Source organism: Microbacterium sp. SORGH_AS_0454 (genome assembly GCF_031453395.1).
GTDB lineage: Bacteria > Actinomycetota > Actinomycetes > Actinomycetales > Microbacteriaceae > Microbacterium.
Map to the genome: position 1 here is coordinate 1,631,896 of NZ_JAVIYS010000001.1, position 24,106 is coordinate 1,656,001.

The 24,106-nt window shown below is 71.6% G+C and carries 20 protein-coding genes; 4 read left to right on the forward strand and 16 right to left on the reverse strand.

Annotated elements, in window-relative coordinates; all coding sequences use genetic code 11:
* Nucleotide 1: 1 nt before the first annotated feature.
* The 3 genes from QE454_RS07590 to QE454_RS07600 are packed head-to-tail and all read right to left on the reverse strand — an operon-like array spanning nt 2 to nt 4,249.
* Nucleotides 2-2,803 carry a molybdopterin-dependent oxidoreductase gene (locus tag QE454_RS07590; protein WP_307456416.1) on the reverse strand — a complete coding sequence of 934 codons (2,802 nt, stop codon included), beginning with the start codon at nt 2,801-2,803 and terminating at the stop codon, nt 2-4.
* The gene (locus QE454_RS07595; RefSeq protein WP_307456413.1) at nt 2,800-3,633 is read right to left on the reverse strand and encodes an FAD binding domain-containing protein; all 834 of its coding nucleotides are present in this window, start codon (nt 3,631-3,633) and stop codon (nt 2,800-2,802) included. The genes QE454_RS07590 and QE454_RS07595 overlap by 4 nt, the downstream gene beginning before the upstream one ends.
* Before the next feature lies 1 nt (nt 3,634).
* Nucleotides 3,635-4,249 (reverse strand): pyridoxamine 5'-phosphate oxidase family protein, encoded by a 615-nt coding sequence (locus QE454_RS07600; protein ID WP_309668574.1) that lies wholly within the window; start codon nt 4,247-4,249, stop codon nt 3,635-3,637.
* Between the two features lie 109 nt (nt 4,250-4,358).
* Between QE454_RS07600 and QE454_RS07605 the strand changes: the two genes are divergently transcribed.
* Nucleotides 4,359-5,381: a methylenetetrahydrofolate reductase C-terminal domain-containing protein gene (locus tag QE454_RS07605; RefSeq protein ID WP_307456408.1), complete on the forward strand. Its 1,023-nt coding sequence runs from the start codon at nt 4,359-4,361 to the stop codon at nt 5,379-5,381.
* A gap of 145 nt (nt 5,382-5,526) precedes the next feature.
* Here QE454_RS07605 and QE454_RS07610 read toward each other — a convergent pair whose 3' ends face one another.
* On the reverse strand, nt 5,527-6,234 hold the full coding sequence (locus QE454_RS07610; protein WP_307456405.1) for an SDR family NAD(P)-dependent oxidoreductase: 708 nt from the start codon (nt 6,232-6,234) through the stop codon (nt 5,527-5,529).
* Nucleotides 6,235-6,499: 265 nt separating this feature from the next.
* On the opposite strand from QE454_RS07610, the gene QE454_RS07615 reads away from it, so the two are divergent.
* Entirely contained in the window at nt 6,500-7,351 is an 852-nt protein-coding gene (locus QE454_RS07615) for an alpha/beta hydrolase (RefSeq protein WP_309668575.1), read from the forward strand.
* 473 nt (nt 7,352-7,824) lie between these two features.
* On the forward strand, nt 7,825-9,201 hold the full coding sequence (locus tag QE454_RS07620) for an amidohydrolase family protein (protein WP_307456399.1): 1,377 nt from the start codon (nt 7,825-7,827) through the stop codon (nt 9,199-9,201).
* A 694-nt stretch (nt 9,202-9,895) separates the two neighbouring features.
* On the opposite strand, the gene QE454_RS07625 is transcribed toward QE454_RS07620, so the two are convergent.
* The 12 genes from QE454_RS07625 to QE454_RS07680 form a co-directional block, all read right to left on the reverse strand.
* Entirely contained in the window at nt 9,896-11,155 is a 1,260-nt protein-coding gene (locus tag QE454_RS07625) for an MFS transporter (RefSeq protein ID WP_309668576.1), read from the reverse strand.
* Nucleotides 11,152-11,931: a creatininase family protein gene (locus tag QE454_RS07630; protein ID WP_307456396.1), complete on the reverse strand. Its 780-nt coding sequence runs from the start codon at nt 11,929-11,931 to the stop codon at nt 11,152-11,154. The genes QE454_RS07625 and QE454_RS07630 overlap by 4 nt, the downstream gene beginning before the upstream one ends.
* A complete protein-coding gene (locus QE454_RS07635) occupies nt 11,928-13,256 on the reverse strand; it encodes an FAD-binding oxidoreductase (protein WP_267789103.1) in 1,329 nt (442 codons plus the stop codon). The genes QE454_RS07630 and QE454_RS07635 overlap by 4 nt, the downstream gene beginning before the upstream one ends.
* Before the next feature lie 141 nt (nt 13,257-13,397).
* Complete coding sequence (locus QE454_RS07640; RefSeq protein ID WP_307456395.1) at nt 13,398-14,576, reverse strand: ABC transporter substrate-binding protein; 1,179 nt, start codon at nt 14,574-14,576, stop codon at nt 13,398-13,400.
* Between the two features lie 120 nt (nt 14,577-14,696).
* Nucleotides 14,697-15,587, reverse strand: coding sequence for an ABC transporter permease (locus tag QE454_RS07645; RefSeq protein ID WP_307456394.1), 891 nt, complete (start codon nt 15,585-15,587; stop codon nt 14,697-14,699).
* Complete coding sequence (locus QE454_RS07650; protein ID WP_180993396.1) at nt 15,584-16,360, reverse strand: ABC transporter ATP-binding protein; 777 nt, start codon at nt 16,358-16,360, stop codon at nt 15,584-15,586. The genes QE454_RS07645 and QE454_RS07650 overlap by 4 nt, the downstream gene beginning before the upstream one ends.
* Nucleotides 16,357-17,616 carry an amidohydrolase family protein gene (locus QE454_RS07655; protein ID WP_307456393.1) on the reverse strand — a complete coding sequence of 420 codons (1,260 nt, stop codon included), beginning with the start codon at nt 17,614-17,616 and terminating at the stop codon, nt 16,357-16,359. The genes QE454_RS07650 and QE454_RS07655 overlap by 4 nt, the downstream gene beginning before the upstream one ends.
* A 408-nt stretch (nt 17,617-18,024) precedes the next feature.
* The gene (locus QE454_RS07660; protein WP_307456392.1) at nt 18,025-19,044 is read right to left on the reverse strand and encodes an ABC transporter substrate-binding protein; all 1,020 of its coding nucleotides are present in this window, start codon (nt 19,042-19,044) and stop codon (nt 18,025-18,027) included.
* On the reverse strand, nt 19,041-19,853 hold the full coding sequence (locus QE454_RS07665) for an ABC transporter ATP-binding protein (protein WP_210072537.1): 813 nt from the start codon (nt 19,851-19,853) through the stop codon (nt 19,041-19,043). Before QE454_RS07665 ends, QE454_RS07660 begins: the two co-directional genes overlap by 4 nt.
* The gene (locus QE454_RS07670) at nt 19,850-20,959 is read right to left on the reverse strand and encodes an iron ABC transporter permease (protein WP_307456391.1); all 1,110 of its coding nucleotides are present in this window, start codon (nt 20,957-20,959) and stop codon (nt 19,850-19,852) included. The genes QE454_RS07665 and QE454_RS07670 overlap by 4 nt, the downstream gene beginning before the upstream one ends.
* The gene (locus QE454_RS07675) at nt 20,956-22,641 is read right to left on the reverse strand and encodes a prolyl oligopeptidase family serine peptidase (protein WP_307456390.1); all 1,686 of its coding nucleotides are present in this window, start codon (nt 22,639-22,641) and stop codon (nt 20,956-20,958) included. The genes QE454_RS07670 and QE454_RS07675 overlap by 4 nt, the downstream gene beginning before the upstream one ends.
* Nucleotides 22,638-23,837: a hypothetical protein gene (locus QE454_RS07680; protein WP_307456388.1), complete on the reverse strand. Its 1,200-nt coding sequence runs from the start codon at nt 23,835-23,837 to the stop codon at nt 22,638-22,640. The genes QE454_RS07675 and QE454_RS07680 overlap by 4 nt, the downstream gene beginning before the upstream one ends.
* Nucleotides 23,838-23,949: 112 nt before the next feature.
* Between QE454_RS07680 and amiA the strand changes: the two genes are divergently transcribed.
* Nucleotides 23,950-24,048, forward strand: coding sequence for a streptamidine family RiPP (gene amiA / locus QE454_RS07685; RefSeq protein WP_268768111.1), 99 nt, complete (start codon nt 23,950-23,952; stop codon nt 24,046-24,048).
* The last annotated feature ends 58 nt before the right edge of the window (nt 24,049-24,106 follow it).

The following is a 24,106-nucleotide window of genomic DNA, read 5'->3' on the forward strand; positions in this document are numbered from 1 at the left end:
CCTAGGCGGCGTCCCCGCCGGCCAGCCTCCACACACGGTCGCGCGAGAACGGCAGCTCGTACCCGCGTCGCCCGAGCGCGCGCGAGACGGCGTTGCCGATCGCGGCTCCCACGGGGTTGTACGGCGACTCGCTCATCGACTTCGCGCCGAACGGACCCAGGGTGTCGTCGGTCTCGGCGAAGTACACCTCGGTGTCGGGCACGTCGGCGAACTGCGGCACGCGGTACGTGCGGAACACCGGGTTCTGCACCACACCGTCCTCGACCAGCACTTCCTCGTAGAGCGCCCCGCCCAGGGCCTGAGCCGCTCCGCCTTCGATCTGTCCGCGGCACTGGGCAGGGTTGATGACGACCCCGGCGTCCGCCGACTGAATGGACTGCAGCACCTTCACCGTCCCCGTCTCGGGGTCGACGGCCACGCGGACCGCGTGCACGTTGAAAGCGAGCGACCGGAAGTCTCCGAACTCCGCCCCGTCCGCGGTGAGTTCCGCGGCGCCTGCGGCCTCGACGATCTGCGCCCACGAGACGACCTGGCCTCCGGATCGGATTCCGGATGCCACGACCTCGGCCTCCGCGGCGTCGCTCCGCGTGAGGTCGGCGGCGATGGCGAGCATGCGCCGCTTCAGCGCGAGGCAGGCACCGTACAGCGCCTTGCCGGCGACCACCGTCCCCGCCGAGGCGAACGCTCCGGTGTCGTGGCGCACCGCGTCGGTGTCGGCGGCCCACAGCTCGAGCCGCTCGGGGGCGGCGTCCAGCACCGTCGCGGCGATCTGCCGATGCACGGTCGAGGTGCCGTTGCCGAACTCCGCCGTGCCGACGCGCAACAGGTAGGTGCCGTCGGGGCGCAGGGTCGCGCTCGTGTGGGCGATGTGCCCGCGCGGCGCCATGGTCGCGATCATCGCGGCGGCCATGCCCTCGCCGACGAGCCAGCCGGCCGGGGCCTCGGCGCCGTTGCCGCGCCGCAGCGCCTTCTGCGCGAGGTCGAGGCACTGGTCGAGGCCGTAGCTGCCCCAGATGAGGTCTTCCTCGTGCGGCTCCTCGCCGTCGTCGGGGTGCAGGGAGTCGCCCTCGCGGACGGCGTTGATCCGGCGCAGGTCGAAGGGGTCGATGTCGAGCGCTTCCGCGAGGGCGTCCATCGCCGACTCGACCGCGAAGACCACCTGGCCGAGTCCGTACCCGCGGAACGCGCCCGACGGCGGGTTGTTCGTGTAGACCGCCTCGGCGTCGATCCACTTCACCGGAACCCGGTACAGCGTCGTCGACTCGGCGCACGAGTGGAAGAGCACGCCGATCGCGTGATTGCCGTAGGCCCCGGTGTCGCTCAGCACGTCGATCTTCATCGCGGTGAGGGTGCCGTCGGCATCCGCTCCGAGCGTCGTCTTCACGCGCATCGGGTGCCGGAGCGAAGCCCGCACGAACTGGTCGGTGCGCGAGAACTCGTAGGCGACGGGCCGGCCGAGCTTCAGCACGGCGAGGGCGGTGAGGTCTTCGGTGAACAGCTCCTGCTTGCCGCCGAAGCCGCCGCCGACGCGCGTGGCATATACGCGCACGCGATCGCGCTCCAGGCCGAACACGTGCGCGAGTTCGTCGCGGGCGAGGAACGGCACCTGGGTCGACGAGCGGATCACCAGGCGCCCCTCGTCGTCGAGCCAGCCGATGGCCCCGTGCGTCTCGAGGGCCGCGTGGGTAACGCGCGAGGAGCGCCACTCGCCGGTCACGGTGGTGTGGCTGGCCTCCAGGGCGGCCTCGATGTCACCGCCGTGGCCCACGTGGAACCCGGCCACGACGTTGCGGCCGGCCTCCATCACGCGCTCGTCGGGTGTGCGTTCGGGATGCAGCAGGGGAGCACCGGGCTGACGCGCCTGCTCGGGGTCGAAGACCGCGGGCAGCACCTCGTACTCGACGGCGATCGCTCGGCATCCGGCATCCGCGGCTTCCGCCGTCTCCGCCACGACCGCCACGACCCGCTGGCCGACGTGCCGCACGACGTCGTCGAGCATGCGCGTGTCGTCGGGGTCGTCGGTGCGGTGCTCGTGCCGGCCGGTCGAGTACCGCACGGCGGGGACGTCTTCGTGGGTGAACACGGCCACGACCCCGGGTACCGCGAGGGCATCCGCGGTGTCGATCGAGACCACGCGGGCGTGCGCGTGCGGCGAGGTCACGACACGCAGCACGAGCGCCGGACCGCCGGGCACGGGCTCGTCGAAGGTGAACGGCTCGCGGCCCTGGACGATGCGCCGCGCGGCCTCGGGAACGGTCGAGGCGCCGACGCGTCCTGCCGGGGAGGGCCCGGATGCCGCGGTCTCGTCGTGGCCGTCGCAGGAAGCGCCGCACGAGGGGTCGGGGGGTCGTGAGCCCGTCTCGCGCACCGGCCCGAGTACCGACGCCCGGATCGCCTCGCGGATCGGGCGGTACCCGGTGCAGCGGCAGAGGTTGCCCTTCATGCGGCGGTCGAGGTCGGGCAGGTCGTCGGCGGTGAGGGTGGATGCCGTGACGCTCATGCCCGGCGTGCAGAACCCGCACTGGAAGCCGAAGCCTGCCGCCAGGGCCTCTTGCACCGGGTGCAGCTCGTCGCCGGGGGCGAGGCCCGCGGCGGTGGTGATCGCGCGGCCCTCGAGCCGCATCGCGGGGATGATGCACGAGTGGGTGGGGGTCCCGTCGAGCAGCACGGAGCACGCGCCGCAGTCGCCGGCGTCGCAGCCCTTCTTCACCTCGACGTGGCCGGCCTCGCGCAGCAGCGTGCGGGCGCTCTGGCCGGGACGGGGATCGACCTCGACCGGGGCGCCGTTGACCTCGAACCTCACGCGACGCCTTCCTGCAGCTCACGCGCGAACCGCGCGCGCAGTCGTTCCGCGAGCACGACGCTGACGCCCCGACGCCAGTCCGCGCTCCCCAGGGGGTCGGTGTAGAAATCGCTCGCGGCGGCCACGGCATCCCGGAGCTCTCCCGCCCCGGGCACGTGCGGAAAGCGCAGCACGCGGGGCCGGCGCACCGCGGCCGTCACGACGAACACCGCGGTGCCGTCGGGGTCGACGCGGGCCGTGACGACGGCGCCGGAGCGACCGAGCTCCGCGAGCGCGATCTTCTGCAGGCCGACTCGCGCCGTGAGCGCATGCAGCGGGATGTCAAGGGCGCGCACGACCTCGCCGGGCGCGAGGGAGGTCGCCGCGTTGTCGACGACGAGCTCCGCCACGGCGATCCGGCGCTCGCCGCCGTCGGGCGTCCAGATCAGGGCCGTGGCATCCAGGGTCGACAGGAGCGCGATCATGGCTCCGGCCGCGAACGCCTGGCAGACGTTGCCGCCGACGGTGGCGGTGTTCCAGATCTTGAACGAGGCCAGCAGGGCATCTGCGGCGGGGCGCGCGAGAGCGAGGGAGGTCCAGGCGGTGGGGGCCTCGTGCTCGACCCACGAGAGAAGCCGCGCGATGGTGCACGTCGCACCGATGCGCAGGCCCTCGTCGGTGATCTCGAGGTCGGGCCAGTCGAGGGTCGTCAGGTCGACGAAGCCGGTGGTGCCGGGCTGGGGCTCGCTCATGATCCAGGTGCCGCCGGCGAGCACGACCTCGCCGGGCGCGAGAGCGAGATCGGCGCGCGTGCGTGCGGCGCGGTACGAGCTGACGGTGGTGATGTCCATCTCAGCCCGCCAGGATCCGGCCCGACCAGCGGCCGTCGGCGAGCGTGTAGTGCTGGCGCGTGCTCTGCCCGATCGGGTCGCCGCGCCAGAACGTCAGGGTGACCGGGCGCAGGCGGAATCCCGCCCACCGCTCCGGCGGCTCGAGCTCGGGGTGGGCGTCGGAGAACTCCGCCCACAGGTGGTGCCGCGCCTCGGACGGAAGGTGCGCGTTCTCGTGGGTGTTGAGCCACGCGAGCAGCTGCAGGTAGCGGGACCGCTCGCGGTAGACGGCCGCCGCCTCGGCGGCGCTCACCCGCTCGACGATTCCGCGCACGACGAGCTGGCGGCCGACCTCGGGCCACGCCACGGCCATCGCCGCGACCGGGTTGGCGGCGATCTCGGCGACCTTCGTGCTCGCCGAGTCGGTGTGGAAGTAGACGCCCGTGGCATCCCGGTCGCTGATCAGGACGTGCCGGAGCGAAGGGATGCCGTCGAGCCCGACGGTCGAGAGAGCGGCGAGGGGGCGCAGTTCCCCCTCGTGGGGCGGGAGCCACTGCTGGACGAGCTCCAGCGGATCGTCGACGAGCGAGTCGATGTCGTCGATGTCGGTACCGAACGTGGTGCCGGCCGTGATCATGGCCACCTCCGAGGGCTGCAGCGGGTAGGCCCGAGCGTAGGGAGCCCGCGTTTCGGCGATGTTGCCGCCATGAACATTCGCCGAAACACGCGCTTCCTACACTCCGGTCATGACCCTGCTGCCTCTTATCGACGCGTGCCCGAAGCGCATGCAGTACGGCCCCTGCGGCGGGGTCGGCTTCGACGGCTCGTGCGAGATCGACGCCGCGCACGCGTGCGTCTTCCTGCCCCGGCGGACGGTGCCCTGGTCCGGCATCGACCGCGTGGCCGCCCCTCCGCCCGCGCCTCGCACGGAAGCGGCCGAGCGGACTCTCGCCGACCTGGACACCCGACCCTGGGTCGTGGCCGATCTGCCCGCGAAGGCCCTCAGCGTCTCGTCGATCGACGCGTGCGCGGGGGTCCTCGCCGGAGAAGTGGATGCCGTCCTCGCCGGCGACGCGGGAAGCGCGCGCGTGCAGTTCCCTCCCGCGTACCGCGCCCACCTGCTGCAGCGACGAGGCCTGCGCGTGTGGACCGGCCTCAACATGCGCGACCGCAACCGCGTCGCGATCGAGGGGGAGCTCGCGGCCCTCGCCGTGGAGGGGGTGGCGGGAGTGCACTGCGTCACGGGTGACCACACCCGCACCGGGCACCGCCCCGACGCCGCCCCCGTCTTCGACCTCGATTCCACCGAGGCCGCGGCCCTCGCCTGTGCCGCAGGTCACGTCGTCTCGGTCGCCGCCTCGCCCGCCGCGCCGCCGGTCGACCGGCGCGCCGCACGACTGCGCGAGAAGGCGCGGGCCGGGGCCGATGTCTGCTTCGTGAACCACGCCGGCGGGGCGGAGCCCGTGCGCCGGTTCATCGACGAGGTCGCAGACGGCATCCGATTCATCCCGTGCGTGCCGGTGGTCGTCGACCACGCCTCCGCCGAGGTGATGGAGTCGTTCACCACCCTGGTGCTGCCGGAGGGGTTCCTGGAGCGCGTGCGCGCCGCGCGTGACCCCCGCGCCGAGGGCATCGCCCTCGCCGTCGCCCTCGCCGAAGAGATGCTCGCGCTGCCGGGCGTCGTCGGCGTGAACCTGTCGGGCGGGCGCGACGGCGCCGAGGAGTCGTTCGCCGAGGCGATGGCGGAGGTGGCACGGCGGCTGCGGTGAGGGCCCTCCCGTGGGTCGCGGCGGGCCATACTCCTGAAATTCCGCCGGTCGGGTGCTGCGGCGCGCCGATTCCCCGCGGCTCGAGCCGGCGCGGCTGACGGTTCTCAGGAGTTTCGCCCGGCCCGGGCGCGGCCACGTGCCCGCCTCAATGCATGATCATGCCGCCGGTGACGTTGATCGCCTGACCGGTGAGGTAGCCGCCCGCGGGCGACGCGAGGAAGTGGGTGACCCCGGCCACGTCCTCGGGCGCGCCCAGTCGCCCGAGCGGCGATTTCGCGCTCCACGTGCGCACGTCGTCTTCGGATCGGGTATCGGCACCCATGTCGGTGAGCACGTATCCGGGGCACACGGCGTTGACGCGCACACCGTGGCATCCCCACTCCTGTGCCCCCGCGCGCGTCAGCGCGACGACCGCGGCCTTCGATGCGGCGTAATGTCCCTCGCCGCCGCCGCCCTGTTTGGCGGCCATGCTGGCGATGTTGACGATCGAGCCGGCGCGCGCCTCGAGCATGACCGGCGCGACCGCTTGCATCGTCACCAGCGTCGCGCGTGCGTTGATGTCGAGCACGAGGTCCCAGTCGTCGACCGTGATGTCGAGGAGCGAGACGTGCTGGAACACCCCCGCGCAGTTCACGAGCACGTCGACGCCATCGAGAGCCGCGATCGCCTCGCCGACCGCGCGGCGTGTGTCGAGCGGATCGCGCAGGTCGACGGAGAAGAAGAGGGATGCCGTGGCCTCGGACGGAGCACGACGATCGAGCACCGCGACCCGGGCGCCGTCGCCGAGGAACCGTTCGACGATCGCGGCGCCGATCCCGCCGGATCCTCCCGTGACGATGACGCGCTGCGACATGGTGCTCCTCCCGTGGGCGTCGGGTCGCCCTGGCCGCACGGTACGCCCGGCGGGTGCATCGGCCGAAGACGCCGGTGTTTCCGCGGCGTAACGCTTCTGCCGTCGCGTCGGGTCGTCGGCATCCGGGGTCGTACGCTCGGCTCATCACCCGACCGGAGCCCCAGGAGAGACGTGCCCGTTCACCCCGCCATCACCGATTCCGCCGTGCGCGCGCACCTCGAACGACTGGCCGCGCGGGCCGGAACGATCCCCTCGGGAGCGACGGATGCCGAGGGCGACGACGCCGCACGCGTCACCGAGTTGCGCGCGAACCCGTCGTGGGTCCGCCTGCCCGACGACGAGGCGCTCGAGTCGATCGACCTGGACGCCGACGGCCTCGCCCTGCGCCTGTACCGCCCCGCGCGCGGGGCACCGCGGAACCCTCGTCTTCGCCCACGGCGGCGGCTGGGTCGCGGGGAACCTCGACAACAACGACGCGCTGTGCCGGGCCCTCGCGCTCGCCACCGGCACCCAGGTGTTGAGCGCCGATTACCGTCTGGCGCCCGAGCACCCCTTTCCGGCCGGGCTCGACGATCTCGACCGGGCCCTGCGCTTCGCCGCGACCGGCGCGGGAGGGCTCGTCGACCCCGCCCTCCTCGGCGTCGCCGGACACAGCGCGGGCGGCAACCTCGCCGCGGCTCTCGCGCTGCGCTCGCGGGAGGGCCGGGCTCCCGGCATCCGGTGTCAGGTGCTGTTGTGCCCGGTGCTCGACGCGCCCGATCCGACCCGCCCGAGCTATCGCGCCCACACCGAGAACCTGCCGCTGACCGCGAAGGGGATGCAGTGGTACTGGGGGCTGTATCTCTCGGATGCCGGCGGTGCGGTGCCCGTGGAAGCGGCACCGCTGCGTGCTTCTGACCTGACGGGCTCCGCGCCCGCGGTGATCGTCGCGGCGAGCGTCGACCCGCTCGCGGACGAGGCGGAGGAGTACGGCGACCGGCTCGCGGCATCCGGAGTCCCCGTCGACTTCGTGCGGCGCGAGGGGGTGCCGCACCTCTTCCTGGTGTTCCCGTCGACGCCCGCCCGCGACGAGGTGCTGGCGCAGATCGCGCCGGCCGTGCGGCGCGCCTTCGCCTGAGGTCCCGGCGCCCGCGCTCACCGCCCAGCCTCCGCGCCCGTGTCCCGCGCCGGCCCCCGCCCGTGTCCCGCGCCGCGCCTGCGCCCGCCCCACGACGTTGAGTGTCCAAAACACCCGGAGGCCTGAAAAATTCGTCCGGGTTTCTTGGACACTCGATAGTGCGAACGCGAGTGCCGCGCACGGGGAGACCCTGGCCCCGCCCCACGACGTTGAGTGTCCAAAACACCCGGAGGCCTCGAAAATTCGTCCGGGTTTCTTGGACACTCAACAACGCGAACGGGAACGCGAACGCGAGCCCCGCGAACGCGAGCGCCGCGAACGGTGTCGTCGCGTCCGGTTGAGTGTCCACAACACCCGGTCGCCTTGAGAATCCGTCCGGGTTTCTTGGACACTCGACGCCGCGGTTGGCCCCGCAAACAACCCGCCCCACGCCCGGAACACCGCGGAAACACGGCATTGTTACCGTCATCAACATGTCGCTCCTGGTCACGAATGCACGCCTCATCACGGTCCCCGCGGGTACCGACGACCCCGGCTACATCGAGCGCGGGTACATGCTCGTCGAGAGCGGCCGCATCACCGCGATCGGCGCCGGCGACCCCGCCCCGGGTATGACGGCCGATGAGACCCTCGACGTCGTCGGCAAGTTCGTCGCCCCGGGCTTCGTGTCCTCCCACAGCCACCTCTTCACGAGCGGCTCCCGCGGACTCGGGGTCGACCAGACGCTCTACGGCTGGTGCACCTCGATGTTCAGCGTGCTGAACAACGCCTCGCCCGACCAGATCTACTGGGCGACCCTGCACGGCTCGCTCGACTTCCTCGCCAACGGCGTGACCACCGCGTACAACTTCACCGACCCCCTGCTGCCGTGGGAGCCGATGGTCGACGGCAAGCGCGCCGACGGCGGCGGGGTGCTCCGCGACCACGCCTGGCACACCCGACAGGCCGACGGATGCCACGATGCCGGGCTCCGCTTCGTCGACTCGATCGCCCTGGATGCCACCGTCGGCACCGACGACGAGATCTTCGCCCGCTTCGAGGCCTCTCTCGATCACGTCCTGGCGATGGACCCCGACATCGCGCTCGGCGCCTCGATCATGGGTCAGGTGCAGTGGTCGACCCGGCCCGACGCCGCCGAGATCGAGGTCGCCGTCATGGACCGCTTCGGCGTGACCAACCAGGCGCACTTCCTCGAGACCTACGAGGCGATCGAGCACCAGCAGACGAAGTTCCAGCTGTACAAGAACGCCGGGGCGCTTCGCCCGGGCATGATGTTCGGCCACTTCATCCAGACCACGCCCGAGATCATCGCGGATGCCGCCGCCGGCGGCGCATCCATGTCGTGGCAGCCCGCGTCGAACGGGCGTCTGGCGTCGGGGATCGCCCACGTGCCCGAGATGCTCGACCAGGGAATGAAGGTCGGCATGGGCCTCGATGACCAGGCCTGCACCGACGTGGCCGACCCCTGGCAGAACATGCGCATGGGCATGTTCATGCAGCGCGCCCGCACCCACGACCCGCTGTCGATGATGCCCGAGCGCGTCCTTCGTCTGCACACCCTCGGGGGAGCGGAGATCATGGGCGTCGACGACCGCGTCGGCAGCCTCGAGGTGGGCAAGTTCGCCGACTTCGTCGTCGTCGACCCGCGCACGCCCGATATCGGACCGCTCTGGAACCCCGTGCGCAGCTACGTCCTCGCCTGCGGCTTGCGCAACCTGCAGCAGGTCTACGTCGGCGGGAAGCTCGTGAACGACCGGGGCGTCTCGACGAACCCGCTCGCCGAAGAGGCGTCGCGCGTGCTGCACGAGGATCTCCCCGCTCTGGCCGAGCAGTTCGGCGTCATCCTGTAGTCCGCACCGGCGCGGGTGGGCGCGGCCGTCGGGACTCGGCATCCGGGGTCTCTCCCGCTCCCACTCCCGGTTGAGTGTCCACGACACGCCGCGGGGCGCCGGCCTGACGCGGCGTGTCCTGGACACTCAACGCTCCGCTCACGCCGGGTCGCCGAGACAGGCGAGTCCGACCCGGAGCAGGTCGTGGATGCCGATTTCGCGACGCTCGAGGCGGCCCTCCCGCACGCGACGCTCGACCTGCCCCCGCCGACGGTCACGTCTCGGCGCTGCGGCACCTGCGCGCCGCACTTCGCCGTTGAGTGTCCGGAACACGCCGCTCCCGGGCGGCCCGGAACGGCCTGCCTTGGACACCCGTCGGTGTGTCCGGCGTCGTCGAGTGTCCGAAACACCCGGACGCGATGTCGCGGTCGTCCGGGTGTCTTGGACACTCAACCAGCTGGGCGCAGCCAGCTGGTTGCGCCCAGCGTCGCGCTCGCCCAGCGCCGCGCTCGCCCAGCGTTCCACTCGCTCAGCGTCGCGCTCGCCCAGCGCCGCGCTCGCCCAGCGTCGCGCTCGCCCAGCGTCGCGCTTGTCCAGCGTCGCGCTCGCCCAGCGCCGCGCTCGCCCAGCGTTCCACTCGCTCAGCGTTCCGCTCGTTCAGCGTCGTGGCCGCTCGACGGTCCGCGGGGCGGGCGCACCGCTCGCCGGGGCGGCGTCAGCGACGCTGTGCCACCCGCAGCAGCCCCTCACCGACCGCCGCGATCGCCGCGGCGAGCGTCAGCGACACCGCGATCGTCACCAGGGCCGTCGCGGGGCCCGTGGCATCCAGGGCCGCTCCCGCGATCACGCCGCCGATGGGCACGCCGAGCGACATCGCGGCCGTCGGATACGCGAGGGTCTCGGTCACCCGGCCTTCGGGGGCGCGGGCGGATGCGACGAGGATGCCGGAGACCATCACCGGCGACACCGCCAGCCCGAGCAGCATGATCACGCCGAACAGCGCGGGCACGGAGCCCTGCGCGAGCGGAAGACCCACCGCGACCACCGCAGCCAGCGCCGCGAAGCCGATGTAGCGGGCGGCGGGTGAGAGCTTCCAGGCCCGCGCTCCCGTGATGATCGAGCCGATCGCGATCGCCACGGCCAGCGCGCTGAAGGCCGGGCCCGCCAGCCACGGACGCTCGCTCAGCTCGGCCCAGCCGACGAGGCTCACGTCGAAGGAGCCGAAGACCCCGCCCAGGGCGATGCAGGCGATCGCGACCGGGATCACCCCGAGGGGCGGAAGCACGAGGCCACGCCGAGCTCCGCGCGGCGTCGAGGCGGGTTGCGTGCCGCGCTGAGAGGCGAGCCACACCCCGCCGACCACTCCGAGTCCGAGGGAGCCGAGCATCGCCACCGCCGGATCGACGGCCGCGGCGACCGCCGTGATGGCGGGGGGACCGGCGATGAACACCATCTGGTCGGCGATCGTCTCGAGGGCGAGAGCGGCCGTGCGCTGCGAGGCCGGTGCGAGCACGGTCCACCGCGCGCGCACGGCCGAGGTGAGATCGGGCGTGGACGCCCCCGTCACGAATGCGGCGACGAGCCACGTCCACAACGGCGCTCCCGTCAGCACGAGGGAGAGGAATCCGGATGCCGCGAGCACGAGGCATCCGAGGGACACCAGGATGACGCGGGCCTGGCCGTGCCGATCCATGCGCGACGACCACAGGGGCGCGGCGATCGCCATGCCGCCGACGAGGGGTGCGACGACGAGCCCGGCCAAGGCGAAACTGCCGGTGGCGGCCGAGACGAGGAGGATGATCCCGAGCGACAGCGTCGCCCGGGGGAACCGCGCGAGGATGCCGGCGGCGACGAACGTCCGCGCCCCGGGCAGGCGCAGCACCTGGCCGTAGGCCCGCACACCCCGCGCGGGTTCGGCGGCGACGCTCACGCGCGCACCGCCGAAACCCGGGGTATCCCGCGACGTGAGTGTCACGCCGTGTAGTCGAATCGGCTGATCTCCTCGAGCGCCTCGACCACGAACGACACGCTGTCCTCGAACAGTTCAGCGCCATGAGCGGCATTGGCTCCGGTCGGATCTCCCAGCACCCCGGTGGGGCCGAAGTCGTTCGACAGCCACCCGAAGCTCACGGGCTTGCCGTTGAAGCCGATGTGGCGGAAGTCGCCGATGCGTGCCGGCACGGTCGCCTCGAATTTCGACGCGTCGACGAGCTCGGGACGCAGGTGCATGATCATGCTCGTCTCGCCGTGCCCGGCGTGGATGCCCGTGCCGTGCTCGTTCGGTCCCCCGTCGGCGCCGGTGAACGAGGGCACCCGCGCGGCCGGCATGAAGAACGTCCGCAGTCCGAAGCGGCGGCGGAGCTCGCGATTGGCGACGTTCAGCAGGGCGACGTTTCCGCCGTGGCCGTTGAGGAACACCAGGGTGCGGGCGCGGGTCGTCAGCAGCGACCGGCCGATGTCGACGATGGTCTGCATCATCGTCTCGGGCGTCAGCCACAGGGTGCCGGGAGCCCACGAGTGCTCGTCCGACTTCGTGATCGACAGGGTCGGCAACTGCCAGACGTCCAGGCCCAGGGCCGCCGCCCGCGCGACGGCGGCCGTCGCCGAGGCCTCGGCGACGATGGCATCCGTCGCCAGGGGCAGGTGCGGTCCGTGGTGCTCGATCGCGCCGGTGGGCAGCACGATGATCGACTTCTCGGTGAGGGCCTCGGCAGCGGCGGGACCGCTGAGCTCGGCGAGCAGCCGGCTCAACGGATCGCTCCCTTGCGTGCGCCGGTGTACTCCGGGTTGAGCTTGCCGGGATTCAGCAGGCCGTGCGGGTCGGTGGCGCGCGCGGTCTCGACGGTCTGCTCGACGTTGAAGTCGACGTTCCACTGGTGGGGGTTGTGCACGCCCACCCCGATCCCGTTGAGCGCGGCGATGCCGCGGTAGACGTCTTCCTCGCTCACGTACGGCGCGGCGAGCATGCCGATCGGGTGCTGCTTCGTCGACTCGATGTGCAGGTGCGCGCCGGGGAACACGGCCTCGACCGCCTCGATGTCTTCGCTCAGCGGCATCCCCGCGACCTCGAGGTGGAACACCTCGTGCGGCTGGCTCTTCTGGTACCACTCGATCGGGTGGTTGTAGCTCAACATCGACAGGCGGATGCTGGCCTGCGGCCCCTCGCGCACCGCCTCGACGCGGCCCCCCGCACCCTCGACGATCGCGGTCACCGTGTCGATGAGCGATGCGTCGACGATCGCGCGCAGGCTCGAGCGCCCCTCGGGGATCGCCTCGTCGGCGGGGAGGGATGCCGAGATCTCGACGCCGTCGCCCGAGACCAGGCGAGGGGCGGGCTCGAGGTTGCCGATGGTCTGCAGCACCGACAGGGTGCCGGCGAAGTCGGGGAAGCTCGCCCAGAGGCCCCGCCACTCGCGCAGCGGCTCGAGGCGGACGGTCGCGCGCACGATGACGCCGGCCGTGCCGTAGTTGTGCACGTACTTCTGGGCCGCGTCGCCCTCGACGTGGTGGATCTCGGCGCTGCCGTCGGCGTGCACGACGTCGAGCGCGGCGACGAACCCGCGGTCGTTCGAGCCGTGCTCGATCGAGCCGGTGCCGCCGGATCCGCCCGAGAGGAACCCGCCGATGGTCGACTGCGCGGTCGAGGGGTACATCCACAGAGCCTGGCCGCTCGCCCACGCGGCCTGTTCGAGCATGACCATCGGGGTGCCGGCCTCGGCGGTGATGAAGCCGTCGCCGACCTCGACGATTGCCTTCGCCCGCGTGGTGTCGATGACCAGGCCGCCCTGCATCGGGATGCCCTGACCGTAGTTTCCGGTTCCCTTGCCGCGCACGGTGACGGGCACGCCGTGACGGGATGCCGCGGCGACGGCCGTGGCGATCTGCTCGGCGTCGGCGGCGAAGACGACGAGATCGGCGAGACCGAGGGGGAGCTTCGCGGCGATGATCGGCGACATGGGGGAGCCGTCGACGCTGGCGCGCTCGCGGACGCGGGGTTCGGTGCTGACGGCGGCGGGGCCGAGCAGGTCGAGGAGTTCGTCCTCGAGGGAGAGGACGCGGGTGGCGGTGTCGCTCATGGGTGGTTCTCCGGGTGGAACGAGGTGCGGATGCCGGGGGTGCGGCAGGGCGGGAGTGGTCGGGTGGCGGTCGCGCGGGCCGGATGCCGTCTTGCGAGGGAAAACGGCCCGGCCCGCACGAGGCGGACCGGGCCGGAGCGATCAGAACGAGATGCTCTTGTCGATGAACTCGTTCGTGTAGAGGTCGCCGACGGTGTAGCCGGACGCGGGCGGGGTGCCGAGGTCGGTGTAGACCTTGCTCGCCTTGGTGAAGAAGTCCTCGAAGCGGCCGTCGTCGAAGTTGCCGTAGGTGGAGTCGGGGCCGTCGCCGACCAGGCCGAGCTCCTTCTGCGTCTTCACGGAGTAGTCGGCCACGCCCTGCGTGTAGGTCCAGCCGGTGGCGTACTCGTCGACGAGCTTGAGGATGAGGTCGTTCGCGGCGGACGGGTCCTTGTAGTACGCGACGCCCGCCTTCTGCAGCACGGGGACGAGCTTCGACAGGCACGGGCTCAGTTCGTCGAACTTGTCGGCCTTGACCGACACCGACGACTGGTAGGTCTGCCAGCCGGCGTCGTGGATGAGCGCGAACTTGACGGGCTTGCCCCAGGCCGAGACCTCGTTCTGGTACACGTACGGCTCAGCCGACGCGAAGCCCTGCTGCATGTCCTTGCCGCCCGCGGCGACGAAGTTCGACGGGGTGCCGTCGTACGAGCCGTCGAGGACGTCGGACGAGGCGAGGCCCGAGCTCTTGAGGTACTCGATGTACGCCGAGCCGTCGAAGTAGCGCCACACGCCCTTGTTCTTCTCGAGTGCGGGCTTGACGTCCTGGATGGTATGGACGTCGGGGTAGGTCGCGGGGTCCCACATGACCATCGTCGGGCTGATGTCGAGCGGGGCGAACACGGCCTTGGTCGGGGTCGTGCTCGAGAGCTGGATCGCCTCGTCGGTGCTGACGTAGCCGAGGGTGATCGAGTCGTCCTGGTACATCTGGGCCGACACGGTCTGGAAGCCGATGGCCGGGCCGCCGGCGCGGATCTCGAGGTTGACGCCGGTGTACTCGCCGTCGGACATCAGCGGGCCGGTGACGGCCTTGGTGTTCGCGTCGACGGTGTAGTTGTCCTTGATCATCTCGTAGAGGTGACCGTGCTCGGCCTCGGGGTTCCAGTCGGTCTGGATGACGACCGTCGAGGGGCAGTCGGCCGAGAGGTCGACGGAACCGATCTCCATGTCGGCCGCGGACGGCGCGGTCTCCGCGGCGCTGCCGGCGCAGGAGGTCAGGGTGAGGGCGATCGCGACGGCGCCGGTGACGGCGGTGCCGCGGAGGAGGGTGGAGCGCTGCATGCTGGTTCGCTTTCTGTGACGGGTGGAGCTCTCGGGTGCGGGTGTTTCGGGTACGCCGGATGCCGCTCCCGTGCGTCTGCGCGGGAGGAGCCGTGGCATCCGGAATTCGAGGAGGTCGGGTCAGAGGGTGCTGTCGTACCAGCGGCCCACGGCCACCTTCGACAGCCAGCCGAAGAAGGCGAAGATCGCGACACCCAGCAGGCAGGCCGCGAGGATCGCCGCGAACAGCTCGGCGCTCTGCAGACGCGACTGGTAGTTGGCGATCAGCGAGCCGATGCCCGGCTCGCCGCGGCGGAAGAAGTAGTCGCCGACGATCGCGCCGATGACCGAGAGTCCGGCCGAGGTGCGCATTCCCACGAAGATCGAGGGCAGGGCGGCGGGGAGGGTGAGCTTGGTGAGCACCGTCCACTTGTCGGCCTTCTGCAGGCGGAACAGCTCGCGCTGCGACTTGTCGACCGACTGCAGGCCGAACAGCGTGTTCGACACCATCGGGAACAGCGAGATCAGCACGCAGACGATGACACGGGCGAGGAACTCGTAGCCGAACCAGAAGCCGACCAGCGGCACGAGCGCGAGGATCGGGATGCACTGGAGGACCACCGCGTAGGCGTAGGTCGAGCGCTCGACCCAGCGGGCGAGCGACATGGCGATGGCCCAGCCGATGCCGATGATCATTGCGATCCCGAGGCCCGCGAGGGCGACCCCGGTGGTGCGGAACAGGGCGATCCAGATGTCACTGCTCACCTGCGGGTCGAAGAAGCCCGAGGTGAACATCTCGTGCGGCATGGGCATGAGGAAGCCCTTGCCCGAGGCGCTGAGGGTGATCGAGATCGCGTACCAGATGCCCAGCAGCACGACGAGGACACCGAGCGGCGGGCCCAGCAGGGCGGCCCGCGCGCCGAACCCGCGACGGGCTTTCGCCGCGCGGGGGCGGGGCGGCTCGACGGGGGGAGTGGATGCCGAGGACTCGGCCGCGTCGGAGACGACGGGCTCTGCGGATGTGGTGCTCATGAGTGTCCTTCCCGGAGGGCGTGGGAGACCTCGCCGACGAGCTTCGCGAACTCGCCGGTGTAGCGGATCTCGGGATCGCGGGGCATGTCGAAGGGGACCTCGAAGGTGTCGACGAGGTGGCCGGGGCGGCCCGACATCACGACGACCTTGGTGGAGAGGTAGACGGCCTCGGAGACCGAGTGGGTGATGAACAGTCCGCCGAACTTCTGGGCGACGAAGATCTTCAGCAGTTCGTCGTTCAGACGCTCGCGGGTGATCTCGTCCAGGGCGCCGAACGGCTCGTCGAACAGGAACAGCTCGGGGTCGAGGGTCAGCGACCGCGCGAGCGAGGTGCGCATCTTCATGCCGCCCGACATCTGCTTGGGCAGGTGCTTCTCGAAGCCGTTCAGGCCGACGAGGTCGATGGCCCACTGCGCCTTCGGCGCGCGCACGCGCTTGGGCTGCCAGTTGAGCTCGGCGAGCAGTTCGACGTTGGAGCGCACATCGCGCCAGGGCAGCAGTGTCGCGTCCTGGAAGACGTAGCCGATGCGGTCGGTGGCCACGGTGGCGGTGCCTTCGCTCGCGGTCTCGAGACCCGAGGCGATGCGCAGGAGGGTCGACTTTCCGCAGCCGGAAGGGCCGACGACGCTGACGAACTCACCGCGCTGAACGGTGAGGTCGACGCCGGAGAGGGCGGTGGTGCCGTTGGGGAACGTCATGGCGACGTTCCGGAAGTCCAGCAGCGGCGCGGTGGGATCCGCGACGGATGCCGGGGCGGGAGAGGCCAGGGTCACGGGGCGCTCACTTTCCGTTCGGGGGCGGGGACGAGGGTGGGAAGAGCGGTCTGGGTCGAGACGGTGGTGCGGCTGACGAGCCGGCCGCGGTGCAGCACGACGCGGTCGGCGCTGGCGAAGGCCACGGCGTCGCCGAGCGAGTCCGCTTTCACCGCCACGAGGTCGGCGCGGGCTCCGGCGACGGGTCCGGCCATCGGCAGGCCCATCACGTCGCGGGCGCCGATGGTGACGGCATCCAGGGCCTCCGCCGGGGCGAGGTGGGCTGCGCTGACGAGCAGCGAGGCGGTCTCGAGGTGGTCGCAGCGCCCCACGGGGTTGAAGGGGTCGCGCACGTTGTCGGCGCCCGCCGCGACGCGGACGCCCGCGTCTTTGAGGCGGCCGATCGGTGCGATCCCGCGGGGGATGGCGTGGTCGGCGCCCCATCCCTGCAGGTACAGGTTGGTGATGGGGAGGGCGATGACGCCGATGTCGGCGGCACGCACCTCGGCCGCGAGGTTCTCGAGAGCGGTCTCGGGCATCATGCTCAGGCGCACGCAGTGGCCCGCGGTGCGAGGGCGGTGCCACCCGGTGACGGCTCGGGCGTAGGCGGCGAGGGTGTCCGCCCCGGCGAGGCTTTCGTCGGTGTGCAGATCGAGTCCGACATCGCGGCGACGAGCGAGGGCGATGAGCCGCTCGAGGTCGGCGATCGGGTCCTCGGCGAGGTGCGGAGCCCCGCCCACGAGATCGATCCCGGCGTCGAGCGCGGCCTCGAACACCTCGTCGAGCACGGTGGGGCCGCCGAGGGCGACGAGCTCGAGGTCCATGATCCCCTCGAGCTCCGCGCGCAGCCGGACGAGGGCGCGCACGCCCGTGAGGGCGTCCTCTCCGCGCAGCAGGTCCACGTGCGTGCGGATGGAGGTGATCCCGGATGCCAGCATCCGCAGCGCCGTGGCGCGTGCTCGCTCGAACGTGTCGTCTTCGTCGAGCGTCGCGGCGAAAGCGTGCCAGCTCTCGATCGCGCGCTCGAGGTCGCCGAACGGGGGGTCGATGGCATCCCAGGACTGGGATTTGTCGAGGTGCGCGTGCGGCTCGGCTCCGGCCGTCGTGACGAGGTATCCGTCGAGGTCGAGGATCTCGCCATCGGTCTCGGGGAGGGGGCTGCCGGCCGGCACCACCGCGAGCACCTCGTCGCCGTCGATCGCGATGTCGACGAGCGCGCCGGAGGTGAGGCGCACACCGCGCAGAGCGGCGATGGAGACGGGTGGAGCGGCAGACACGAGGGCCTCCGGAGGAGTCGAGAAGACAAGCGTCGGGACGGGAGCCACGGCAACGGGGCGAGCCGCTCGAGGCGGCTGCGTCAGTGTTGGTGTGACCAACATCCGGCGATGTTCCGATGCTAGGAACCACGCGTTTCCGCTGTATTTCCCCCGCGTGACCCTCTCGACAAAGTTGTCCGACAGGCGGCGGTGGTCGCGCGAGCGGGCGCGACGAGAACGGAGATGCCGGGGAACGGGGCCGTTCCCCGGCATCTCCGGTTGTCATCGCCCGCCCTGTCCCGATCGCCCCGTGTTCTCGAGCGGGGCCGGCGAACGGGCAGGATCATTCGGCCGCCGGACGCATCGACCCCCGCTGGGGGCACACGACGCCCGAGCGGTGATCGGGATCCGGTGTGGGTGCGGTCTGGCTCAGCCGAAGGAAGCGTCGGGGTAGAGCGCCTGGGCGATCTGGCGCACGACCGACACGTTTCCGAGGGTCCCCGGGAACATGTCGGAGCTTGAAACCGCGATGAGACGCCCGTCTCGCACCGCGGGCATGTCGGGGAATGTCGCCGTGAGGTACGCGCGGGCGGCCTGCTCGTGCGCGGGGTCGGTGACCGCGAACACGATGGCATCCGGTGAGTGTGCGGCAAGGGACTCGGGGGTGATCTCCGCGGCGAAGAAGTCGGCGAACTGGGGGTCCTCCGGCGTGTAGATCGTGTCGGCGCCCGCATGGCGGAGGATGTCGTACTCGACACCGGCGCCGATCGCGCTGAGTGTGGTGCCGTCGACGTAGATCTGCGCGACGCGGGGCTTCGTGCGGCCCTGGATCGCCGTGTCGACGGCGGACAGCTGCGCCTGTGCGTCGGCGATCAGCGCCGCGGCCTCGTCTTGCACGTCGAAGATCTCGCCGAGGTTGTTCAGGTCGACGAACAGATCGTCGACCGTGCCGTCCATGCGGCGCGAGAAACATCCGCCCGTCGCGGTGTACGCCGCCACACCCGCTTCGGTGAGTTGCTCGATACTCGCGAAGCCCTGCTCGGCGGTGAACTCGTAGGTCGTGGGCGCGTAAACGAAGTCGGGGTGGACGGCGAGCAGGTCTTCCCGGCTGGGGGGCGCTTCTCCACCGATCACGGGCACGTCGGCCGCGAGAGGAGCCACGTCCGCGGGCAGCTCCTGCACGGTCGCCTGGGCCTGGCCGACGAGATGATCGGCGAGCCCCAGCCGCAACAGCAGTTCGGTCTGCGAGGGGTGCAGGCCCACGGCGGCGGTGGGGACGTGGGTGACGGTGACCGGTGCGCCGCAGTTCTCGATGACGAGGGCGTCCCCGGTGGGGGTGGCCGCGCCCGGGGGTGCCACGGCGGAGCCGCAGGCGGTGAGCGCGAGAGCGCCGAGGCCGCCGACGACCGCCATCATCAGGCGGGCGGGTCGAAGGGAGTGCTGTGTCATTCGTTTCTCTCTGTCGGGTTGTCGGATGGGAAGGGACCGCGAAGCGGACGGGGGTGAAAGGCCATGACGCGGGCGCCCGTGTCGATCTCCGTCGCCACACGCGCCGTGACGCGGAAGACGCCGCCGACCAGGTCGGGGGTGAGAACGGCATCCGGCTTCCCGACCGCGACGAGGTGGCCGTCGTCGAGGACCGCGACTTCGTCGCAGAATGCCGCGGCGATGTTGAGGTCGTGCAGGGCGGCGATGACCGTCGTTCCGAGGCCGCTGACCACCCGCATGAGGTCGAGCTGGTGGGCGATGTCGAGATGGTTCGTCGGCTCGTCGAGGACGAGGACCTCGCCGTCCTGCGCCAGGGCGCGCGCGAGCATGACGCGCTGACGTTGGCCCCCGGAGAGTCGGCGCACCAGGCGATCCTCGAGGTCGAGCACGTCCGCGGTGCGAAGCGCCTCCGTCACGATCCGGCGGTCGTCGTCGGTGTCGCGGCTGAACGGTGCGTGATGCGGAGCGCGCCCGACCATCACGGTCTCGCGCACCGTCAGATCGAACTCCGAGGGGGCATCCTGCAGCATGACCGCGACCCGGCGCGCGAGGGTGCGCGGTGGCAGCGTCGAGACGTCGACGCCGTCGATGCACACGCGACCGGCATGGGGACGGCGGCCCGAGAACAGGGTGCGCAGGAGGGTCGACTTGCCGCTGCCGTTGGGCCCGAGCAGGCCGAGAATGCGCCCGCGTCTCACCTCCAGCTCGACGTCGTGCAGGACGCGGCGCCCGCCGAGCTGCACACTCACGGACTCGAACGACACCGTCATCGGTCGAACCCCGCTCTCTCGCCGCCGCGGCGCATGAGCCACAGGAAGAACGGCGCCCCGACGAACGCCGTGAGGATGCCGAGCGGGATCTCCGTCGGTGCCGCGACGGTGCGTGCGAGCAGATCTGCCACCATCAGGAACAGCGCGCCCCCGAGCACCGCGACCGGGACCATCCGGCGATGGTCCGAGCCCACCAGCAGGCGGGCGACGTGCGGCACGACGAGCCCCACGAATCCGATGCCGCCGCTCACCGCGACGATCACCCCCGTGAGCAGGGACGCGACCACGAGGAGAATCCCTCGTACCCGGGTGGTGCGCACCCCGACCGCGAGGGCCGACTCGTCCCCGGCCAGGAGGGCGTTCATCGATCGGGAGAGCCCGAAAGCGGCGAACAGAGCGATGACGAGCGCGAGTGCGGGGATCGTCAGCGACGACATCGTGGCTGCCGACACGCTGCCGAGGAGGAAGAACATCACGCTCACGACGTTCTGCGCGTCGGTCGTCAGCGTGAGGTAGCTCGTGACGGCGCTCAGCAGGGAACCGAGTGCGACGCCAGCGAGGATCATGCGGGTCGGCGACAGCTCTCCGCGGGTCCGTGCCAAGAGCGCGACGAGCACGCACGACCCGACGGCGCCGGCGAAAGCCGCCCCGCTCATGGTCAGACCGAGGAACGCGGCGCCGCCCGAGACGATCACGAGCACGGCGCCGACGCTCGCGCCGGACGACACTCCGAGGATGTACGGCTCGGCGAGCGGATTGCGCACGACGGCCTGCATCATCGTCCCCGCGAGGGCGAGCCCCGCCCCGGCGAGCCCCGCGAGGAGTGCCCGCGGTAGACGGAACTGCCACACGGCCTGATCCTGCAGCGGGGTGAGCGAGCCGTCCGTCATCCACGGCATCCCCGGCAGCAGGTGTCCGATCACGATCTTCGCGGAGTCGATCGGCGGCACGGGCACCGGGCCGATCGCGCCGGAAAGCACGACCGTGATCACGAGCAGGACGGCACTGACCGTCACCGTCGCGCTGAGCGGCATGACCCGTCCGCCTTGCCGGGCCGTGCGCGCACTGGCCCGCCCGCGCGGGGTGCGCTGTGTCGTCGCGGTCATGGTGTGCCTCCGCTCGTCACGTCGGCGGAGAACTCGAGGACGGTGATCCCCAGCGCGTGCAGGTCGTCGAGGGCGTTGGTGCCGTGCCCCGCGGACGGAGCGGTCCACGTGCGCGCGGGCGCGCCGAGGCGCTCGAGGGCCTCGACTGTGCGGCGCGTGTCGGTCGCCCGCACGCGGGTGTCGCGGCCCAGGGTGATCCCCAGAAACGCGGGGAGCCCCTCGGCATCCGTCCGATCCTCGATGATCGCGAGGGGGGAGAGGCGGCGGAGCCGCTCGCGTGACTCGGGGCTGCCGTCGTCGCCGAACTCCGAGCGCCAGCCCGCCCCGAGCGGATGATCCGCAAGCGAGAGGAGGTCGAGAGGCGCGGCCGTCGCCACGACGCCCACGCAGAGACCGGGATGCTGGAACCCACAGCTGGCGGCGATGACCCCGCCCAGCGACGCGCCGACGAGCACGAGGAGATCGGGTCGGGTGATCCCTCGGTCGACGAGACCGCGCGCGATGTCGGCGAGGTCGTCTACCGCCTGCTGCTTGCGCGCGCCGCTGCCGGCCGCGCGCCAGGAGGCACCGCGTTCGCCGCCGCCGCGGATCTGGGCCGTGACGTAGGCGCCGCCGTGCGCGACCCAGGCGGGGATGGTGGGCTCGAAGACGGGGAGATGCGGCACGCCGAACCCCCCGTAGCAGGCGAGGAGAAGCGGTCTCGGTCCGGATCCTGCGGCGGGCTCGGCGATGTGGGCGGTGAGGGTCTCGCCGTCACGCGCGGGGAGATCGAGGCGGCGCGTCTCGCCCGCCAGCGCGTCGGGCGCGGCATCCGTCTCGGTGACGATACGCGGCGGCGTGAGCGGGCCCTCGACGGCGAGATACAGGATGCCGTCGTCGATGCGCACCCCGGTGACCGTGGTCTCGCTCGCGGCTTCGACGAACACCTCCCGGGTGCCCGCCGCGTCGACGTCAGCGACGACGGTCCGACCGTCGCGAACGACGAGGACGACGATCCGGGAGCCCTCGACCGTGACATCGGTGATGCGCTGCGACTCGTCGCGAAGCGCCCACCGCGCGGTGCCGGAAGGTGCGAGCGCATCCAGCCCGCCTGCGTGCCAGACGAGCACGCCGTCGGGCAGCGGGAAGGCGCCGTACAGCGCGCTCCATCGTCCGAGCAGCCGTCCCGTCGCGCGATCGATCAGGGTCGTGCCCTCGTCGCCCGTCCTGCATGCAAGCACCCCGCGTGCACCGCTGGGGAACAGGCGCGTGCGATGCGCGGGTTCTACGGGGGTGGCCGTCAGAGCGCCCGTGTCGACGTCGAGGGCGACGAGCGCATCGTCACGGCTCGCGACGACCTCGAGGGTCCGTGAGTCGTCGATCCACAGCACGGTGTCGTAGCGCAGCCGGATCTCCGGATGCAGCCTCAGGGTGCCGGATGCCACGTCGACGATGCCGAGCACGGCGTCCTCGCTCGCGTCCTCGGCCCATTCGATCGCGATGCGTCGTCGGTCGGGGGCGGGGGTCATTCGGTGGATGTGCCCGTCGGGGGCGATCACCGTGCGTCCGTCGGCATGCCGGATGGCGGGCCGTGGAGTGCCCGCCGCGCGATCCAGGACGAATCCACGCACGGGCAGCCCCGGCCGCGGGTGGCGTTCGTGCGCGGAGAGGGCCGCGTCGAGTGCGTTGCGGAGCGCGGTCATCGGCCCACCGGATCGGTGAAGCGCCCGGGCGGGCCGGGCCACAAGAGGTGTCCGCCCTCGTCGAGGGCGCCGGGCATGGCGATCGTCGTGAGGACGCCCTCGCCGTCGACGAGATGGATGACGCCGTCGCCACCGGCCGTCACGGCGATGACGCCGGTGACCGGATCGATCGCGACGGCCCGTCGCTGCGCGGGGCGTCCGTCGGCACCGTCCCACGGCATCCGACCCGGTTGTGGCGGGGTGCTGAGCGGGGGGAGGGGCACCGCGCGGGCGATGCGCCCCGTCACGCGGTCGATCACGACGAGGGCGTCGCCGTCGGGGTGGATCACGGTGGCCGCGGCGATGCCGTCGGCCAGCGCGAAGCGGAAGATGAGGCCCTCCGGCAGTGGCACGGTGCGCGCGGCACCCGCGCGCAGGTCGATCTCGGCGAAGACGTTGGTCCATTCCGTCCAGCGCGACGGGTCCGCGGGGCCGCCGCGGAGCACCCCCGTCACGGCGCCGGTGTCGCCCGCGCGACGGAGGTAGTAGGCGCGTCCGTTCGCCGGCCACGGGATCACCCCGAGTGCGGACGGGATGCCGTTGTCGATCGCGAACCTCTCCAGGCCGCGCCCCGTGGCGACGCCGACGACCCCCGTCTCGTGGTCCACCACGTCGCCGTGCCCGTCGTCGGCGATGTCGTCGCACGTGGCGCCCCGCAGCACGGGTACGTGCGCGCCGAGATCGAGCGCACTCGCGAGCGGTATCGCCTCGATCGCACCCGGATCGCGGTGGCGCAGCACGATCGTCGGTTCTCGGGTCACCCGGTCGGGCGCGATCACGACGCCCGGCTCTCCCGCTCGCGTTCGAAACCGCACCGAGGAGTCACGAACGAGATCGACGACCGTCACGACGTCGTTCCACGCTTCGTCGTTCGCACCCAGTCCGGGTGTCGCGACGACGTGACGCCCGTCTTCCGAGGCGGCGAGGTGTTCGGCGGGGATCGCAATCGGGATGCGACGGATGCCGTCGGGGCCACGGACGACGAGAGCGCCGCCGCGGTCGTCGGCGAAGGCCCACGCGTCGCGGGCGTCAGGCGGAAGCACGAGGAAGCCGGCGTGCTCCGCGAGTCGGGCGTCCGGGGCGACGACACTCCCGTCGAGGGAGAACACGGTTCCTGCCCGGTGATCCGCGGCGATGAGGGCGGTGGCTGGAGACATGACGGCGATGCTACTAGATATTGAGAATCGTTCTCATTTAGAGTCGACGATGTTCACGACCGTGAACCCCGCTCCGCATATCGGAGTGGACGAACGAGAGAAGGAGAAGGCAATGGACAAGCAGATCCTGTCCGAGATCGAAGAGACCGAGCAGCTGGCGCACCTGTCGGCGACCCACTCGAACGCGCTCGTCGAGAACCCCTTCGAGTGACCCTCGAGGTCGCATCACGTTGACGCGACCCCCGGCCGGGCGCCTCGCGCCCGGCCGG

Bases quoted from the DNA above. Each gene is read 5' to 3' on its own strand.
- QE454_RS07595 (WP_307456413.1), bottom strand. From the start codon at position 3,633: ATGGACATCACCACCGTCAGCTCGTACCGCGCCGCACGCACGCGCGCC.
- QE454_RS07600 (WP_309668574.1), bottom strand. From the start codon at position 4,249: ATGATCACGGCCGGCACCACGTTCGGTACCGACATCGACGACATCGAC.
- QE454_RS07605 (WP_307456408.1), top strand. From the start codon at position 4,359: ATGACCCTGCTGCCTCTTATCGACGCGTGCCCGAAGCGCATGCAGTAC.
- QE454_RS07610 (WP_307456405.1), bottom strand. From the start codon at position 6,234: ATGTCGCAGCGCGTCATCGTCACGGGAGGATCCGGCGGGATCGGCGCC.
- QE454_RS07615 (WP_309668575.1), top strand. From the start codon at position 6,500: ATGCCGAGGGCGACGACGCCGCACGCGTCACCGAGTTGCGCGCGAACC.
- QE454_RS07620 (WP_307456399.1), top strand. From the start codon at position 7,825: ATGTCGCTCCTGGTCACGAATGCACGCCTCATCACGGTCCCCGCGGGT.
- QE454_RS07635 (WP_267789103.1), bottom strand. From the start codon at position 13,256: ATGAGCGACACCGCCACCCGCGTCCTCTCCCTCGAGGACGAACTCCTC.
- QE454_RS07640 (WP_307456395.1), bottom strand. From the start codon at position 14,576: ATGCAGCGCTCCACCCTCCTCCGCGGCACCGCCGTCACCGGCGCCGTC.
- QE454_RS07645 (WP_307456394.1), bottom strand. From the start codon at position 15,587: ATGAGCACCACATCCGCAGAGCCCGTCGTCTCCGACGCGGCCGAGTCC.
- QE454_RS07660 (WP_307456392.1), bottom strand. From the start codon at position 19,044: ATGACACAGCACTCCCTTCGACCCGCCCGCCTGATGATGGCGGTCGTC.
- QE454_RS07665 (WP_210072537.1), bottom strand. From the start codon at position 19,853: ATGACGGTGTCGTTCGAGTCCGTGAGTGTGCAGCTCGGCGGGCGCCGC.
- QE454_RS07670 (WP_307456391.1), bottom strand. From the start codon at position 20,959: ATGACCGCGACGACACAGCGCACCCCGCGCGGGCGGGCCAGTGCGCGC.
- QE454_RS07675 (WP_307456390.1), bottom strand. From the start codon at position 22,641: ATGACCGCGCTCCGCAACGCACTCGACGCGGCCCTCTCCGCGCACGAA.
- QE454_RS07680 (WP_307456388.1), bottom strand. From the start codon at position 23,837: ATGTCTCCAGCCACCGCCCTCATCGCCGCGGATCACCGGGCAGGAACC.
- amiA (WP_268768111.1), top strand. From the start codon at position 23,950: ATGGACAAGCAGATCCTGTCCGAGATCGAAGAGACCGAGCAGCTGGCG.